Origin of the sequence: Halalkalibacter oceani, from assembly GCF_023715705.1 — a bacterium.
In the GTDB taxonomy this organism is placed as follows: domain Bacteria; phylum Bacillota; class Bacilli; order Bacillales; family Bacillaceae_D; genus Halalkalibacter; species Halalkalibacter oceani_A.
In genome coordinates this window covers 13,299-30,426 of record NZ_JAMBOS010000011.1, presented here as the reverse complement: position 1 = coordinate 30,426, position 17,128 = coordinate 13,299, and the positions used below count along the sequence as shown (strand labels likewise).

The window sequence follows — 17,128 nt, the reverse complement described above, 5'->3', positions numbered from 1 at the left end:
TGAGGATGTAAGATTGGTGATGACACAATGAGCATTCGGATACCTGAAGAAAAGGTGGAATTGATAAGACGCTCGTCAGATATTGTTGAAGTCATTGGAGAACATGTCCAACTGAAAAAACAAGGGCGGCAATACACCGGATTATGCCCTTTCCATGGGGAGAAAACACCTTCTTTCTCCGTTTCGGCCGATAAGCAGCTCTATCATTGTTTTGGCTGCGGAGCTGGAGGAAATGTATTTTCATTTTTGATGGAGCTGGAAGGTCTGACGTTTGTGGAAGCCGCGCAAAAGCTCGCAAAGCGGGCGAATATTGATTTGCCGGAGATCGTCGTAAACCGGGAGACCGAGAGCAAAGAAAACGGTCCGCAGAGCATGATGCGGGCAGGTCATGAACTGGCGGCAAAGCTCTATCATCACGTCCTGACTTTGACAGAGGAAGGAAAGGCCGGCCGGGACTATGTCGCTGAGCGCGCTTTCACAAAAGAACAGATCGAGCATTTTCAGATTGGATTTGCCCCGGATCGCTGGGATGCGCTGACCACGATCTTGTCGAAGCGGCAGTTTCCGCTCGACCTGATGGCCCAGGCAAGCCTGCTTGGCACTCGCCAGCAGGACGGTGGCCATTTTGATCGGTTTCGTCAGCGGTTGATGTTTCCGATTTGGGATGGACAAGGAAATGTTATTGCTTTTGGAGGGCGAACTGTTACCGGAGAGCAGCCGAAGTATTTGAACAGTTCAGAGTCGCCTATTTTTCAAAAAGGGAAGACTCTGTATGGTCTTCATTTAGCCCGGCCGACGATGCGGAAGGAATCGACAGCGGTCCTCTTTGAAGGATATGTTGATGTGATTGCCGCCTGGGGTGCCGGAGTACGCAACGGAATCGCGACCCTCGGTACGGCCTTAACGGCGGAGCAGGCCAGGCTGCTGAGGCGCAATGCCGAAACGGTAATCCTTTGTTATGATTCCGATCAGGCCGGTACCGATGCTGCTTTTCGTTCGGCTGGTCTGCTGGAGGAGGCAGGCTGCTTTGTGAAAGTGGCGCAAATGCCTGATGGTCTTGATCCCGATGACTATATTCGAACTTACGGAGCAGAGCGGTTTCAATCGAATGTAATAGGGGCCAGCCTGACGATGATGGCTTTTAAAATGCGCTATTTCCGTCAAGGGAAGAATCTACAGCATGAAGCGGACCGGATGCGCTACATTGAAGAGGTCCTGACAGAGATCTCAACCTTGCAGCGCGCCGTTGAACGCGATCACTATTTAAGACAGCTGGCGGATGAATTCTCCCTGTCGCTTGAAGCGTTGAAACAGGAGCAAATTCAAATTTACCGCGCGCGGCGCAGGAAAGAGCAGGCGCATCAGACGGAGCAGAGAAAACCTGTTTCCAAGCATTTTGAAAAGAAAAAGCTGTTGCCGGCCTATCATAATGCCGAACGGCTTCTGTTGGCTCATATGCTGAGGGATGCTGAGATTGCCGAGCGCGTCCAAGAACGGATCGGCGGTGGATTTAACATCGATGATCACCAGGCAATTGCAGCGTATTTGTTTGCTTATTACGGTGAAGGCCATCCGCCGAATCCGGGTCACTTTATTCAGGGAGTGGACGATGAGCGGCTGAAACGCATCGTAACTGAGCTTGCCATGCTCCCTGTCAATGAGAATTGCCAGGAGCAGGAATTGCTTGATTATATGGCTCAGATTGAAAAGTATCCAAAAAGGGTACAAATAGAGCAGAAGGAATTGGAGATGAAGCGAATAGAGGATCCTGTAGAAGCAGCCAGACTTCTCATGGAAATCAATCGCCTGAAGCAGGAGCTTCATTAAAAGAATCGACCCCGGCATGTAGCTTTAGTTGTGAACAATGGAAGGAGGGGATCGAATGGCAGATAAACCAATACGCCCACTAGCGGAAGGTGAGTTGTCGATCGATCAGGTGAAAGAACAATTAGTTGAAACAGGAAAGAAGCGAGGAGTTTTAACGTATAGCGAGATTACAGAGAAACTGGCGGCGTTTGATCAGGACTCCGACCAAATGGACGAGTTTTTTGAATACCTTGGCGAACACGGTGTAGAAATATTAAATGAATCCGATGATGTACCGAATATCCAGCAGGCGGTCAAAAATGAAGAAGAGTTTGACCTGAACGACTTAAGCGTTCCTCCTGGGATAAAGATAAATGATCCGGTCCGGATGTATTTAAAAGAAATCGGGCGGGTTCCGTTGCTTTCAGCCGAAGAAGAAATTGAATTGGCGAAGCGCATCGAACAAGGTGACGAAGAAGCAAAGCGCCGTCTAGCGGAAGCGAATCTCCGTCTCGTCGTCTCGATTGCCAAGCGTTACGTCGGCCGTGGCATGCTGTTTCTTGATCTGATTCAAGAAGGAAACATGGGCCTGATCAAAGCCGTGGAAAAGTTTGACTTTGAAAAAGGGTTTAAATTCAGTACGTATGCGACATGGTGGATTCGTCAGGCGATTACGCGGGCGATCGCTGATCAGGCGAGAACGATCCGGATTCCGGTGCATATGGTGGAAACGATTAATAAACTGATCCGCGTTCAACGGCAGCTTCTCCAGGATTACGGAAGAGAGCCGACACCGGAGGAAGTGGCAGCGGAAATGGAATTGACGCCAGAGAAAGTGCGTGAGATTCTGAAGATTGCCCAGGAGCCGGTTTCCTTGGAGACGCCAATCGGGGAAGAGGACGATTCCCATCTTGGCGACTTTATTGAAGATCAGGAAGCGCTCGCTCCTTCTGATGCGGCGGCCTATGAGCTTCTAAAAGAACAGCTGGAAGATGTACTTGACACGCTGACCGACCGGGAAGAAAATGTACTGCGTTTACGCTTTGGGCTTGATGATGGGCGAACGCGGACATTGGAGGAAGTCGGAAAGGTATTTGGCGTGACACGGGAGAGAATCAGACAAATTGAAGCGAAGGCTTTACGCAAGCTTCGTCACCCGAGCAGAAGTAAGAGACTGAAGGATTTTCTCGAATAACATGTTGTTACTGTATAAAAAGGGTCAGATTCCGACTGGTGTACTGTCAGAGTCGGCCCTTTTTTGTTCCCTTATCAGGTAAGCTTGGGAGGAGAAGGGATGAACGAGCAGAGAAAAGCGACGATTATCAATGAAATCAAATACTGGAAACAGTCAAAGCTGTTACCGGACCAGTATTGTGATTATTTACTTACGCTTTACACGGAAGGAGAGCCCGAGCTTGAGCAGGAGCCGGAACAAAAACGGTCGCTTCCCCTGCGTTTTCAGCCGAATCGGACGCTTCTTATATGTATCATCGTACAAGCGTTGTTCTTGTTAGCTCTTCTTGTCATTTATTTTACAGAGTTTCCATTGGGATTGCAAATTTCCTCTGGAATATTTTTTACAATCGCCATTATCCTTCTGGCCAATCAAACGAAGCGGCAGGCTCTTGCTCTTACGTATGTATATTTGCTGGAAGCGGCAGTGTTGTTCTTTCTCATTACGATTCATGCAGTGGGAACCATCTTTGCAGGGGAGGCTATGTATATTGCGCTGGCGACATTTGTTCATTGCCTGGCATGGTTTCTGATCGGCTGGAAATGGAAGTTGCGTTTCTTCACGATTGCCAGCTTGCTCGGTGGTCTGCTCCTGCTTTACTTTTTATTTCGCTAAAAGAGTGACAAAAAACGCAAATCTGCAGCAGACCCTTTCTTTTGGAATCAAATTCAAGTAAAATGAGAAGGGTAATCTTAAGCGTCTACATAAAATTGTTTGACGACAAGCGTTGAACGTATGGTGATTAAAGGAGGATTTAAGAATGAAGGGAAGACCATTAATGCCTTTCGCGATCACAGCCATTGTCGGGATTCTTCTTATGGTGTCGCTATCTTTCGTCGGGTTAAATCAGCGTGCTGAAATGAACGCAGACGGTGAGGGAGCAGAAGAAGTAGAAGAGTTTGAAGATCCGATTGCAGAAGGTCAAGTATTGGCTGAACAATCATGTATCGCCTGTCACGGCGGCGACCTGAGCGGTGGAGCAGGTCCGGGTTTGACCTCTCTTGAGGGGGCATACACGGTTGAGGAGATTGTGGACATTATTCAAAATGGACAAGGAAGCATGCCTGCAACTGGTTTAAACGATGTTGAAGCAGATGCGGTTGCGCAATATCTATTATCAATTTCTGAATAAGGTTGCAATAAGGCGAATGTGATACGGAGCGGGCTGTTTTCTGCTGTTCCAGCTTAGAAACAGATTTCTGCTCAGGGATGTTTTAAAAGGATGAGATCCTTTTGAGACATCCCTTTTTGCATAAACGGATAGACAGCAAGTACAATGGAGGAGAGGAGCATTTCCTCTTTGTGTCAAAACAAGTAAAGCAAAAGGTGATGCTATGAATGAAAGACAATTATCAGAGAGGCTCATCAAGGTAGCTGATTATGTACCCCAAGGAGTAACGGTAGCCGATATCGGCTCTGACCATGCTTATTTGCCATGCTATTTATGCCTGGAGGATGCAGGCACGAGGGCGATCGCCGGGGAAGTGAATGAAGGCCCGTTGCAATCGGCGAAGGAGCAGGTGGCGCGTACAGGCTTGAGCGGGCGGATTGATGTCCGCAAAGGCAACGGACTTGAGGTCATTCAGCCCGGAGAAGCCGATGTCATTACAATTGCCGGCATGGGAGGCAGTTTGATTACCTCGATTTTGGAAGAGGGCAAGGAGAAGCTTGAAGGCGTCTCCCGCCTCATTTTACAGCCGAATGTCGCCGCGGAAGTAATTCGTAAATGGCTGCGAGCCAATCAGTGGCGCTTGATTGCTGAAGAGATTTTAGAAGAAGATGAGAAGGTGTACGAGATCCTTGTCGCCGAGCGGGGCGATGAGGGAAGCTTATACGCCGGCGAAGTGGAAAAGAAGCTTTTGCTCGGTCCGTATTTACTCGAAGAGAAAAATGAAGCCTTTCAAAAAAAGTGGCGCCACGAGCTGGAGAACTGGAAACGGATTCTCGACCAGCAGGCGCGCGCGACTGAAACCGAAGAGCTGCGGCAAAGGCAAAAGCAGCTGCAAAAACAAATTAACCTGGTAGAGGAGGTCCTTGGATGACAAAAGCGGTAAATGGACAAGCGTTGATCCAGCACTTTGAAGCATGGTCGCCAAAATCATACGCGGTAGAAGGAGATAAAATCGGCCTGATGCTCGGCACGTTAAACAAGCCTGTACATAAAGTGATGGTCGCGCTCGATGTGCTTGAAGACGTGATGGATGAAGCGATTGAAGAGCAGGTTGACCTGATTATCGCCCATCATCCGTTACTCTTCCGGCCGTTAAAAAAAATTGATCTGACGACCGCGCATGGCCGGATCATTGAGAAAGCGCTCAAGCATGAGATCGCGATCTATGCTGCCCATACGAACCTCGACATTGCTAAGGGCGGTGTCAATGATATGATGGCCGAGGCTCTTGGGCTGAAGGAGACAGAGGTGCTTGCGCCGACACAGGCGCAGCAGCTGAAAAAGATCGCTGTCTTTGTCCCGAAGACCCATATTGAACAGGTTCGGCAGGCGGTCAGTCAAGCCGGGGCAGGGCATATCGGCGCCTACAGCCATTGTACGTTCCAAAGCGCGGGCACCGGTACATTCAAGCCGTTGGAAGGAACAAATCCATTTATCGGCGAACAGGGCAAGCTGGAGTATGTCGAAGAGCTGAAGCTGGAAACAATCGTGCCCGCCGAGCGTCAGAATCGCGTCATTCAGGCGCTGATCAAATCCCATCCATACGAAGAGCCTGCCTATGATATTTACCCTCTTGATAATCAGGGAGAGGTACTCGGCCTTGGCAGGATTGGAAAGCTCGAGCAAGCGGTCAGCCTTGGAGAATTTGCCGAGCAGGTGAAGGCAGCCTTTGAGGTAAGCGGCGCCCGTGTTGTTGGCGATTTGGAAAAGCCGGTGCAGAAGATTGCCGTGCTTGGCGGAGATGGCAATAAGTATATAAAGGATGCGATTTTTAAAGGAGCTGACGTCATCGTCACCGGGGACGTGTATTACCATGTCGCCCATGATGCGATGATGGACGGGCTAGCGATCGTCGATCCGGGTCATAATGTCGAGAAGGTGATGAAGGAAGGCGTCAAACGCTATTTAGAGCGGTTCATTGCCGAGAAAGGCTATCAGACGACGGTCATTGCTTCAAGCAGAAATACCGATCCTTTCACATTTGTCTAGTCAGATTGAAGCCATATGATGTATAATTGAAGCGAACTGGAAAACTGCAGCTAGGGTTCCGCTTCTTTGAAGGTCAGTGACCGAGGGCTGCATCTTTTACAAAATGTAAAAGGCACCTATTGACATAAAAGGTCCGAGGGGAAAGGTTCAGTGTATTTGTGATGCGCTGAGACCTTTCCCCTTTTTTTGCCGAAAAAGTGAACGGAGGAAGCCAGGGAATTGGAAAACAGGGGAGGATGAAGATGAGAATAGACGAGATCAGACCGGGAGTGGCAATGATCGTGTTCAATGAGCATAATGACGTTCTTTTGCAGAAGCGGGGAGATGTAGGACTGTGGGGGCTGCCTTCAGGACATGTTGAGCTAGGAGAAACGGTGGAGGAAGCGGCGATCAGAGAAATGAAAGAAGAAACGAATCTTCACGTGGAAATCGTCAGGCTGATCGGTGTCTATTCGGAGCCGGAGTCTCAAGTGTTCGTCTATCCGGATCAGAGGGCGATTCACTTTGTTACGGTTTGCTTTTTAGTGAAGGTTATCGGTGGAAAGCTGAAAGGCGATGGAGAAGAGACGATTGATGTAAAATATTTTCCGGTTGATGCGCTGCCAAAACAGCTGTTGACGATGCATCCACAATGGCTCAGCGACGCCCTCGCCGGCAAAGAAGCAGCGTTTATCCGCTGAAAAAAAGATAGCGCACAAGGTGAAGAAGACGTTGTGCGCTATCTCTGCAATGATTATTTTTTCGCTTTTACCTTCGGAAGAATTTTCTGAAGGGTCACTTTGCGTTCACGGGCCCATGTTGAAGGGTCATGTTCGTCATAGCTTTCGAGAAAGCTGATTACTTCTTTTGTAATCGGAGTAGGGGTCGAGGCGCCTGACGTTACGCCGACGGTCTCAACGCCTTTGAGCCATTCCAACTGCAGCTCGGTTACATCACCAATCCGGTAGGCGGTCGTTCCGGCAATCTGCTCCGATACCTGGGCAAGCCGGTTCGAGTTATTGCTTTTCGGATCGCCGACAACGATGACGAGATCGCAATCTTTCGCCTGCTCCGCTACAGCCTCCTGCCTTACCTGGGTCGCGAGGCAAATTTCATTATGCACCTCGGCCGTCGGAAAACGTTCCATCGCCTTTTTCATAATTTCACTGACGTCCCACTGGCTCATCGTCGTTTGATTGGTAATAATCAGCTTGTCAGTAGACAGCTGGAGCTGTTCGACATCGGCGACAGATTCGACGAGGTGGACGGCATCTGGTGCAACGCCAATCGCTCCCTCAGGCTCGGGGTGACCTTTTTTCCCGACATAAATAAATTGATAACCCTCAGCCTGCTTGTCTCGAATGAGGTCGTGCGTCCGCGTTACATCGGGGCAGGTCGCGTCGACAACGGTCAGTCCTTTATCCCGTGCCAGTTTCCGGACCTCCGGTGATACGCCGTGAGCAGTAAAGATCACGGTTCCTTTTTCAACCTTCTTCAAAATTTCGACCCGGTTTGGTCCATCTAGTGAGATAATCCCGTCCTCTTCAAAGGCATCGGTCACGTGCTGGTTATGAACAATCATCCCTAAAATATAGATCGGGCGAGGGAGATCCAAGTTGGCCGCAGCCTGACGTGCTAGCACCATTGCATCAACGACACCATAGCAATAGCCGCGCGGGGATATTTTTTTTACATTCATTGTAGGCCTCCTAGTCGCTCTGTTCGTAAACAGGGCATGCTTGACTGTCCAGATAATAAGAATGTCCCTGAACATGACAGCACCATCCGTTATAATCCTAACGAATGGTGTCTATTATGTCTTCTTCAATTAGTATAATAGAGATTGCTTTTCGTGACAATGATTACGCTTGTTTGACTTCCTGCAGGGCTAAGTCAATAAATTCGTAAGCCTGCTCTTCTGTCATATCGTTCATCAGAATCAATTCACTGGCAATCATTTGTCGCGCTTTCTGCATATGGTTTCGATCTTGAATATGGAGGCCGTTTGCCCGCTCTGTCTGCTTTCTGGATAGAGAGGAAATCAAGTGGGCGGCATCGATAATGCTGCCACTTTTAAGAAGGTTCTCGGTATCACGTGAAAAGTGACTTGTAGACGGAGGAATTTCTGGTCCGTTCTGTAATGCTTCTACAAGTGCATCTAATTCCGAAGGATCTATGACTTTACGCAATCCGGAATCCCCAATGCGATTTTCCGGCAGCATAAGCTTTACATCCACGAGCGGAAAATCAAGAACGAAATAAGAGTGTGTCTCACCTAAGACATCCTTCACTTCAATATCTTGAATCGTACCGGCACCGTGATATGGGTAGACAACATGGTCACCAACTTTAAACATGAGCATTCCTCCAATCGAGTAGTATTTATAGTATACCATAAAAAAAAGCAAAAATAAAATTTTACTACTCCGGGTTGAAGGTTGTCAATAAAAAAGTAAGCAAAATGCGCTAAAATTTTGCGTGAAGCTAAAATTGCCGTCAATCGCTAAATATAAAGCTTAGGTAAGGGCATTCCTTCAATCGTTTTCTTTTCCGGCCGCGCGGGTGCCGGCTCCGGGATGACGGGTGCTGTCTCTTGTGGCTCCTCCGCGATCGCCAGTGGTAACGCGGGCTCTTCAGCCGGGGTTTCCTGCCCGTCAGTGGGGCTTCTCATAATCCGCCAAATGGTCGGCAGATTGCGAACGAGCGGCCCATATTGCTGCACCATCGGCACAACCTGCTGGGTCAGGCCAAGAACACGCTGCGCATTTGTTAGCATAGTCGTCCAGTTGATTCCTCCAGCAGCGGAAGAACCCGGACCTACGCCGAAGCCTGCTCCACCTCCGAATAACCGCGCCAATAAGCCGCCTCTTACTGCCTGCCCTCCTCCCATCAGACCGGCAGCGGGGAACTGTCCGGCAACAGGAGCGAATGAGCCCGCCTGGGACATCATGCCGCCCATAGGGGGAGGCTGCATTGGAATTGGGCCAAAAGGAGGACCAAATACTTGCTGCATATCGATCCTTCCTCCTTTCGTCATATTTTATAAGTTCAGAAAGCATCAAAACGTTTCAGACTGGTTGCGGAAGGGCGGTATGCCGTCTCATTCAGCTGTTGAAAAAGAGCGTGCAACAGCCTCCGCGCCTCGCTGTCGTATAGCGGCTTTCGTCATCGATCCTTTCTGCTTTACACGTTATACTCTAGTCATATGCACGAGCCCTTCAATTGGTGAAGGAACGGGAGAGGGGAAGGGCTTGAGATAAAGGTAGTTGCCAGCAATGGCGCACTTGCGACACGCGTGTTGTGAGAAACGCACTCAGAACGGGCTTTTACAGATCGTGGCGGTTCCGCGCATTGCGTCGAGGCGGGGCAAAACGGACAAAACATCCTTTTGACCCAGCCTCGTCATAAGTAAATTAGCCACAGCATGGCAAACTATGATAAAATGAACCATTGCAAACAGTATATTTCGCTACGGTTTTAGCTGGAACATCGAAATGATGAATGAAAGTAGGAAGGTATATGATCTCAAAAAATTTTCAACGATTTGAATTAAAGCCATTTTTAATAGAAGCGCTCGACGCGCAAGGCTTTTCCATGCCGACGGAAATCCAGGAAAGGCTGATTCCGGCGATCGCGAACAAGCGGGATGTCATCGGTCAATCGCAGACCGGCACGGGAAAAACCCTCGCTTTTTTATTGCCGATGTTAAACCGGATTGATCCGGAGAGAGCTGAAGTACAAGCCGTCATTACCGCACCGACACGGGAGCTGGCTTCACAGCTTTTTCAGGAGGTAAAGAAGCTGCTTGAATTTGACCAGACAGGCATTCAAGCAAAGCTGCTCGTTGGCGGGACTGACCGGGCGCGGACGATTGAAGGCTTGAAAACACAGCCGCATCTCGTTGTCGGTACAGCCGGAAGACTGGCAGACCTCGTTGATGAGGGCGCGTTAAAGGTGTATACGGCGGATATGCTTGTAGTCGATGAAGCCGATCAAATGCTTGATATGGGCTTTATCGAAGAGGTCGACCGGGTGGCGTCGCGGATGGCGGAGCAGCTACAAATGATGGTCTTCTCGGCCACAGTCCCGGAAAAGCTTCAGCCGTTTTTAAAGAAATATATGCAGGACCCGCGCCATGTGCACGTTGAGCCGAAGCATGTCACAGCTGTCAAAATCGAGCACCGGATCGTCCCGCTCCGCCATCGGGAGAAGCTTAGCTTCCTTGTGGAACTCGCTCAATCGTTAAATCCGTATTTGGCGATTATTTTCACGAACACGAAGGAGCAGGCCGATGAAGTCGCTGATGCGATGCTTGCCGCTAACCTGAATGTCGAACGTCTTCACGGCGGCTTGCAGCCTCGACAGCGTAAACAGGTGATGAAGCTCGTCAATGATGTGAAGGTGCAATTTCTCGTTGCGACTGATCTTGCCGCACGCGGGATCGATGTCAAGGGTGTCAGCCATATTATCAACTACGGGCTGCCGCAGGATTTGGATTTCTATATTCACCGTGTAGGTCGCACAGGCCGGGCAGGGGCTGACGGTATTGCCTATACGATTTATGAGGAGCAGGATCAGAACGCTGTCGCCAAGCTGCAGAAGCGCGGCATTCACTTTACCTTTTATGATTTCAGACAAAATACATGGACGAAGCTTGATAAAGCACCGCTTGGGGTCCCGGGTCAGCGCAAGCCGCGCCGTAAAGGAGATGCACCAGTCGAAACAGGTGTAAAACCGGCGCAAAAGCGGACAGGGGGCAAGGCTGTCGCCAAAGCGAAGAAAGTCAAGCCGGCTTATAAAAAGAAAGCGCGTTTCAAGCAGGAAAAGGAAGCGAAGAGACAGCGCCGAAGCGCGGCAAGAAACAAGAAGTAACGATAAATAGGGAGAGAGGATTAATGGATATTAAAATAGGTTCTCATGTATCAATGAATGGGAAAAAGATGCTGCTTGGAGCCAGTGAAGAAGCGGTGTCGTATGGATCGAACACGTTTATGATCTACACCGGTGCCCCGCAGAACACGCGGCGCAAGGCGATAGAGGAATTGAATATTGAAGCGGGGCTGGCTCATATGGTCGAAAACGGAATTGCCGATATCGTCGTCCACGCCCCGTATATTATTAACATCGCCAATACGACGAAGCCGGAAACGTTTGAACTAGGCGTCCGCTTCTTACGCTCGGAAATCGAACGGACGGAAGCGCTCGGCGCAAAGCAAATCGTTTTGCATCCGGGTGCCCATGTTGGTGCAGGGGCCGAAGCGGGAATTAAGAAGATCATCGAGGGACTCAACCTCGTCTTTGAGGAAAAACGGGATGTGCAAATCGCACTTGAAACAATGGCCGGAAAAGGCTCTGAATGCGGACGGACATTTGAAGAGCTGGCTGCGATTATTGACGGGGTGACGCACAACGAGCGCCTCTCCGTTTGCTTTGATACATGCCATACTCATGATGCCGGCTATAATCTGATCGAGGATTTTGACGGAGTGCTCGACAGCTTTGACCGGATTATCGGGCTTGACCGTCTGAAGGTCGTTCATTTGAATGACAGTAAAAATGAACGAGGCGCAGCGAAGGACCGTCACCAGAACATCGGATTCGGTCATCTTGGCTTTGAGACGCTTCATGCGATCGCCCACCATCCTCAACTGATGGATATTCCAAAGATTTTGGAGACGCCGTTCGTCGGTGAAGACAAAAAGAATAAAAAGCCGCCATATAAGCATGAGATTGCGATGCTTCGCAGTGGACAATTCGACCCGCAATTAGTGGAAAAAATCGCCTCGCACTAAAGGGAGGAGCGTCTTGAAAGCCGTTCAACTAAAATAGCTGCCATGGTCCCCGGTTACGTTTCCGTTTCTTAACGGGGGACCAGGCATGGGAGTGGCTGCGCGCCGGCCAGTAGGAAAGCACATTTTCTTACTGGCTTTTTTGGAAGGGTAAGAAAGGAACAAACATTTCCAGGCTGCTTCGAGGAAGGGCGTCTGCTGTGCGCACCGAATAAATGGTGAGAAAAAACAGCTTTGCCTTAGAGGTTGGGCAAAAGGCAAAAAACAACCTTTTGTTCCGGCCGCTATAAAAAATGGCTGAATTGCTGGAGCAGCTGTTGAACGACGCTGGACACATGACTGTCGACTTCTGTCTGCAGACGGTGGATCATCCGGTTGACCTGGGCTTGATCAGCTACATCAATGTTTTCAGAGCGGAGAATGGCAATCACCTTGTCCGCTTGTTCCGACGTAAGAGGGATCTGGTATTGCTTGGCAAGCTGAAGAAGCTCTGGTGACGTCAATGAATTAACCTTATTATTGATTAACTGCTGCATGATGACATTCATGGAAGCACCCCTTTTTCCAAATCAAGATGCTGACAGTATATGAGAGCACGAAGAAAATGTGCAGAAAAAAAGGAAATCCTTCATTTCTTATCGAAATAAGGTTCACAGGTGAGCTAATATGCAGAAAAGGCAGTTTAACAAAAGGAGTGGGGCGCATTGAGTGAGAAAGATCTAAATAGACAAACAGCCCCAAGCCCCAAAGGGAGAAATTCGATGGATACAGTATATCAATCACAAATAAATTACCAAACCGCGAATCAGGAGGACTTGGCTGAGCAGCTTTTTTTAATTGAAGAATTAGGGATACCTTATTTGAAAGTCGATGAAGAATTACATATCCAAAAATGGAACCATGCCTTTCTGGAAGCAACGAAAATAAAGGAAGCTGATTTAACTTATACACTTGATCAGTTGGCGGAGCAGCAACCTTTCTTCGCTTTTTGTCTTGATCTGCTTGAAGAGACGATCCAGACGAAAAAGCGGCAGGAAGATGATTATGAGGACGAAGAGGCAAATTACCGAATCCGGGTCGCGCCTTTTCTGGCAGAGGAAAGCCTGTATATCATCCTCGAAGACCGGTCTTTGCAAAAGCAATTTGAACATTTATTAACCTTTCATCACCAAATGGAAGCTGTTTCCCATATTGCTGCCGGAGTAGCGCATGAATTACGAAACCCTTTATCTGTCATAAAGGGATTTTTACAACTGGCGAAATTAACGAATGAATTTGAAAAGTATTATGATACCATTTTGTCCGAGCTGAATCGAATGAACGGCATTATCGAGGACTTTCTTTCCGTTTCCCGGAAAAAGATTGACCGGAAAAGACAGTCTCCGGTTCAGATTATGGAATCATTGATTGAAATTATAAATGCGGAATGCTTGCTGCATGATGTTGAACTGAACATTGAATTAACGGAAACGTCAAGGCTCGTTCATGTCAATGAATCAATGGTGAAGCAGGTGATGCTCAACCTTTTACGCAATTCAATAGAGGCTTACGGAGAGACCAATAAAAACCGGACTCTCTTGATCGGAACGAGAATTGAAAACGAACAGTATGTCGTCTATGTCAAAGATAATGGAAAAGGAATGCCCGAATCGGTGCTAAAGCAAATCGGCAAACCATTTTTCACGACGAAAGAGAGCGGGACAGGGATTGGCATTCCACTCTGTAAGAAGATTATCGAAGACCACGGCGGAAGTTTTAGAATCGAAAGTACATATAATGTCGGAACGACCGTTACGGTCACGCTTCCCCTTCATTGAAAAGCAGCTTCTCAATCCTTTGAGAGGGTGCTTTTTTTCTTGGTGGCGGGCATGGTAAAGGAGATCAATATGTCGATAAATGGAAGAGAAAGGGATAATCTTACCTATGCTTGAAAATCACTTCCAGTTCATTTTTCGCATTTGAGAGGAAAAGGACGAAAAGCAGCCGGAATGGTAAGAAGAAGCGGGGGTCAGTTCTTTCAAAAACCATTTAGCGCGGGAAATGTCGAAATTCATCGATTCGCTCCAGTTGTGTTCGACTTTTGATTTCGGTACGATAGATCTCGTTGAAATTGCAACGGCAACAAAAGGAGGAATGAGAGATGAAACGTGTTTTTCTGAGTAGTCTCATTGTCATACTAACTTTGACAGCTGGCTTTTTTTATGTCGAAAACCGCCAGCTTCATCATACAATTACTGAAAACGAGCTAGCTTACGAGGAGCTTCGCACCGTTCAGGAAATGGAGCAAATCCAGCTTTATTATTTGCAGCAGCCGAAAGCAGAAGTGCCCGCTGCCAATTATGACACATGGCTGCGGTCAAAAGAGGTTGCCGATCAGCTTTATCAGGACAGTGACGGGAGATTCAAAAAAGAGTGGGGCTTATTTCTTGGAGAGAGGGCTCAGCAGCGCGATATCGATCCATTTCTTGTCTATGAGCTGTTACGAACTGAAACCGGCGGGACATTTGACCCGACGCTGGTCGGTCCGGAAACACGCTACGGACATGCCTATGGAATGGCGCAGTTTATGAAAAATACAGCGCCGTGGATTGCGGAGATGGCCGGACTGCCATATGAGGATGAACTGCTATTTGATCCGCTTTATTCAATTGAATTATCAGTGGAATATTTAAGCTTTCTCTATCATGAATATGAGGACTGGGATCATGCTTTAACTGCTTATCATCGCGGCATGTATGGCCTAGAAAAGTATTTGAGCGAAAATGGACATGCCGAAAGCTGGTATGCCGTTGAAATTCAGGAAAATGCCGATAAGTTCAATTGGGTTGCGTATGTGAATTAAAGGAAGGCGCAAAGCCGTTACCGAAGAAATCCGCTTCGGTAACGGCTTTTATAAAATCGGCGCGGACTTCGCTCACTTCTTTGATCTTGAGACCAAGGATAAACCGCGCTTGGCCTCAAGATCTTCAGTCGTCTTCTCCTTCGTTGAAGCGGGCGGCCTGCTCGTAGAAGTATAGCTGGCTCTGAATCGGCTGTTCATGTGGCAGTCGTTTGATGTATTGATAGGTGCCGTCCTTCATCTGCTCGCGCGCCTTTGTATTATCCTGCAAGGTGACTTTAAAGATTTCCTTAATCCGGTTTTTGCTCTGTTCGTTAAGAACAGGGAACAGGATTTCAATCCGCTTTTCCATGTTGCGTGTCATCCAGTCGGCTGACGAGAGGAAAATCCGTTCCTCTCCACCGTGATGGAAGTAAAAGATCCGGCTATGCTCAAGAAAGCGGTCGACGATGCTGCGGACGCGGATGTTTTCACTGACACCCGGGATTCCCGGACGAAGGCAGCAAATACCGCGGACGATTAAATCAATTTGCACACCGGCCTGTGAAGCTTCATAAAGCTTCAAAATAATCGGCTTATCGGTCAGCGAATTCATTTTCGCCATAATCCGTCCTTGCCCATGCTCCTGATGAGCCTCAATCTCCAGGTCAATCAACTCGAGAAATTTTTCCCGGATTTCGAAAGGAGCGGTCGATAAATGGTGCCAGGAAGGCTTTTCGCTGTACCCGCTTAAATAATTGAAAAAGTTTGTCGCATCAATACCGAACTGCTCATCAGCGGTAAAGATGCCCATGTCGGTATAGAGCTTGGCCGTCGAATCATTGTAATTTCCCGTGCCGAGATGGACAAAGCGCTGAATCCGGTCGTTCTCATGGCGCACGACAAGCGTGATCTTGCTGTGGGTTTTGAGTGCGGTGATGCCATAAATGACATGAACGCCTGATTTTTCAAGCTTCTTCGCCCATTGTATATTATTTTCCTCATCAAAGCGTGCCTTCAGCTCGACGAGTACCGTTACCTGCTTGCCGTTCTCTGCGGCGAGGGCCAAGGCATGGATGATCGGTGAGTCGCCGCTGACACGGTAAAGCGTCTGCTTAATCGCCAGTACCTGCGGATCTTCAGCCGCAAGGGAAATAAAATCAACGACAGGCTGAAACGATTCATAAGGGTGATGTAAAAAAATGTCCTTCTTCAAAATAGCCTGAAAAATATTCTCTTCCCCGATTAAATCCTCCGGTGTTTGCGGAATCAGATTTTCATTGGCGAGATGCTCATGCCAGGCGGCAAGCTTCTGGTAAAGCTTAAACAAGAACGTCAAATCGATCGGGCCTTTAAAGGAATAGACGTCGTCCTTATGGATCTCAAGCACATCAAGCAGCAGGTTAAGAACATTGGGGTCCATCATCCCTTCCTGCATTTCCAGGCGGACGGCCGCTCCCCATTTCCGCTTCTTCAATTCCTTTTCAATTTCCAGCAGCAAATCGCGGGAGCTCTCTTCATGAATCGTTAAGTCGGCATTTCTTGTGATCCGGAACGAAGAAACGGATTTCACATGGAAGCCGGTAAAAAGCTCACCGATAAAATGACTGATCACATTTTCCAGTAAAATAAGCTGTTCGACGCCTTTCGCTGACGGCAGCTGAATAAAGCGGTTCAAGACAGCGGGGACTTGGACAATCGCCAGCTGATTCTTATCCTGACGTTTGCTTTCTCCTGATTTGCTTAGCACAACGGCGAGATTGAGGCTTTTATTTAGGAGCATCGGAAAAGGCCGGTATGCATCAATCGCCATCGGGGTAAGCACTGGAAATATATAATGGTGAAAGCGGTCGCGCAGGAATTCAATTTGCTCCGGCGTGCATTCGTCAATCGACAGGAATTGGAAGCCGGCCTGATACAGCATCGGCACAATCGTTTCCGTATAGACGGAATCCTGCAGGCGGACGAGCTCATGATTCTTTTCGGAGATTTTGTTCAGCTGCTGCTTCGGTGTAAGACCTGCTTTATTTTCAGGTCGGTTGAAACCGGCTTTTACTTGATCTTTCAGTCCGGCGACCCGTACCATAAAAAATTCATCGAGATTTGAACTGAAAATCGCAAGAAATTTCAGCCGTTCCAAGAGAGGATTACGTTCATCAATCGCTTCTTCAAGCACGCGCTCATTAAAGGCGAGCCAGCTTAATTCACGATTGTTGTAATAATTGGGGTTGTTGAGGTCAATCGGGTTTTGGTTTGTTTGCTCTGTCATTCGCATTCAACCTCTCTAATCTCTATATTCATCTTTTGCCAGTAAGGGAGACAAAGTCCTACTCTCGGTATGC

General features: G+C 48.3%; 16 protein-coding genes. 11 read left to right on the top strand and 5 right to left on the bottom strand.

Translation table 11 applies throughout. From position 1 onward, the window contains the following. Nucleotides 1-27: 27 nt before the first annotated feature. The 7 genes from dnaG to M3212_RS11895 all read left to right on the top strand — a co-directional run bounded on the left by dnaG (nucleotide 28) and on the right by M3212_RS11895 (nucleotide 6,880). Nucleotides 28-1,827 carry a DNA primase gene (gene dnaG, locus M3212_RS11925; RefSeq protein ID WP_251194206.1) on the top strand — a complete coding sequence of 600 codons (1,800 nt, stop codon included), beginning with the start codon at nucleotides 28-30 and terminating at the stop codon, nucleotides 1,825-1,827. Between the two features lie 55 nt (nucleotides 1,828-1,882). Then, complete coding sequence (rpoD, locus tag M3212_RS11920; RefSeq protein WP_251194205.1) at nucleotides 1,883-3,001, top strand: RNA polymerase sigma factor RpoD; 1,119 nt, start codon at nucleotides 1,883-1,885, stop codon at nucleotides 2,999-3,001. Nucleotides 3,002-3,100: 99 nt separating this feature from the next. Further along, nucleotides 3,101-3,655, top strand: coding sequence for a hypothetical protein (locus tag M3212_RS11915; RefSeq protein WP_251194204.1), 555 nt, complete (start codon nucleotides 3,101-3,103; stop codon nucleotides 3,653-3,655). Between the two features lie 145 nt (nucleotides 3,656-3,800). Next, a complete protein-coding gene (cccA, locus tag M3212_RS11910; protein ID WP_251194203.1) occupies nucleotides 3,801-4,172 on the top strand; it encodes a cytochrome c550 in 372 nt (123 codons plus the stop codon). 202 nt (nucleotides 4,173-4,374) lie between these two features. Next, nucleotides 4,375-5,082 carry a tRNA (adenine(22)-N(1))-methyltransferase gene (locus tag M3212_RS11905; RefSeq protein WP_251194202.1) on the top strand — a complete coding sequence of 236 codons (708 nt, stop codon included), beginning with the start codon at nucleotides 4,375-4,377 and terminating at the stop codon, nucleotides 5,080-5,082. Continuing rightward, complete coding sequence (locus tag M3212_RS11900) at nucleotides 5,079-6,200, top strand: Nif3-like dinuclear metal center hexameric protein (RefSeq protein WP_251194201.1); 1,122 nt, start codon at nucleotides 5,079-5,081, stop codon at nucleotides 6,198-6,200. The genes M3212_RS11905 and M3212_RS11900 overlap by 4 nt, the downstream gene beginning before the upstream one ends. Before the next feature lie 242 nt (nucleotides 6,201-6,442). Continuing rightward, nucleotides 6,443-6,880: an NUDIX domain-containing protein gene (locus M3212_RS11895; protein WP_434084047.1), complete on the top strand. Its 438-nt coding sequence runs from the start codon at nucleotides 6,443-6,445 to the stop codon at nucleotides 6,878-6,880. A 53-nt stretch (nucleotides 6,881-6,933) separates the two neighbouring features. Here M3212_RS11895 and M3212_RS11890 read toward each other — a convergent pair whose 3' ends face one another. The 3 genes from M3212_RS11890 to M3212_RS11880 form a co-directional block, all read right to left on the bottom strand. After that, nucleotides 6,934-7,878, bottom strand: a complete 945-nt coding sequence (locus M3212_RS11890; protein ID WP_251194199.1) for a 4-hydroxy-3-methylbut-2-enyl diphosphate reductase — start codon at nucleotides 7,876-7,878, stop codon at nucleotides 6,934-6,936. A gap of 163 nt (nucleotides 7,879-8,041) precedes the next feature. Further along, nucleotides 8,042-8,536, bottom strand: coding sequence for a CarD family transcriptional regulator (locus tag M3212_RS11885; RefSeq protein WP_251194198.1), 495 nt, complete (start codon nucleotides 8,534-8,536; stop codon nucleotides 8,042-8,044). Between the two features lie 146 nt (nucleotides 8,537-8,682). Then, nucleotides 8,683-9,192 carry a YqfQ family protein gene (locus M3212_RS11880; RefSeq protein WP_251194197.1) on the bottom strand — a complete coding sequence of 170 codons (510 nt, stop codon included), beginning with the start codon at nucleotides 9,190-9,192 and terminating at the stop codon, nucleotides 8,683-8,685. Between the two features lie 506 nt (nucleotides 9,193-9,698). On the opposite strand from M3212_RS11880, the gene M3212_RS11875 reads away from it, so the two are divergent. Next, nucleotides 9,699-11,051 carry a DEAD/DEAH box helicase gene (locus M3212_RS11875; protein WP_251194196.1) on the top strand — a complete coding sequence of 451 codons (1,353 nt, stop codon included), beginning with the start codon at nucleotides 9,699-9,701 and terminating at the stop codon, nucleotides 11,049-11,051. A gap of 23 nt (nucleotides 11,052-11,074) precedes the next feature. Continuing rightward, a complete protein-coding gene (locus M3212_RS11870) occupies nucleotides 11,075-11,971 on the top strand; it encodes a deoxyribonuclease IV (RefSeq protein ID WP_251194195.1) in 897 nt (298 codons plus the stop codon). 281 nt (nucleotides 11,972-12,252) lie between these two features. Here M3212_RS11870 and M3212_RS11865 read toward each other — a convergent pair whose 3' ends face one another. Next, nucleotides 12,253-12,516, bottom strand: coding sequence for a DUF2624 domain-containing protein (locus tag M3212_RS11865; RefSeq protein ID WP_251194194.1), 264 nt, complete (start codon nucleotides 12,514-12,516; stop codon nucleotides 12,253-12,255). 213 nt (nucleotides 12,517-12,729) lie between these two features. On the opposite strand from M3212_RS11865, the gene M3212_RS11860 reads away from it, so the two are divergent. Continuing rightward, the gene (locus M3212_RS11860; RefSeq protein ID WP_251194193.1) at nucleotides 12,730-13,785 is read left to right on the top strand and encodes a two-component system sensor histidine kinase NtrB; all 1,056 of its coding nucleotides are present in this window, start codon (nucleotides 12,730-12,732) and stop codon (nucleotides 13,783-13,785) included. Between the two features lie 323 nt (nucleotides 13,786-14,108). Continuing rightward, nucleotides 14,109-14,810, top strand: coding sequence for a lytic transglycosylase domain-containing protein (locus tag M3212_RS11855; protein WP_251194192.1), 702 nt, complete (start codon nucleotides 14,109-14,111; stop codon nucleotides 14,808-14,810). A gap of 124 nt (nucleotides 14,811-14,934) precedes the next feature. On the opposite strand, the gene M3212_RS11850 is transcribed toward M3212_RS11855, so the two are convergent. Then, nucleotides 14,935-17,055, bottom strand: a complete 2,121-nt coding sequence (locus M3212_RS11850; RefSeq protein ID WP_251194191.1) for an RNA degradosome polyphosphate kinase — start codon at nucleotides 17,053-17,055, stop codon at nucleotides 14,935-14,937. Between the last annotated feature and the right edge of the window lie 73 nt (nucleotides 17,056-17,128).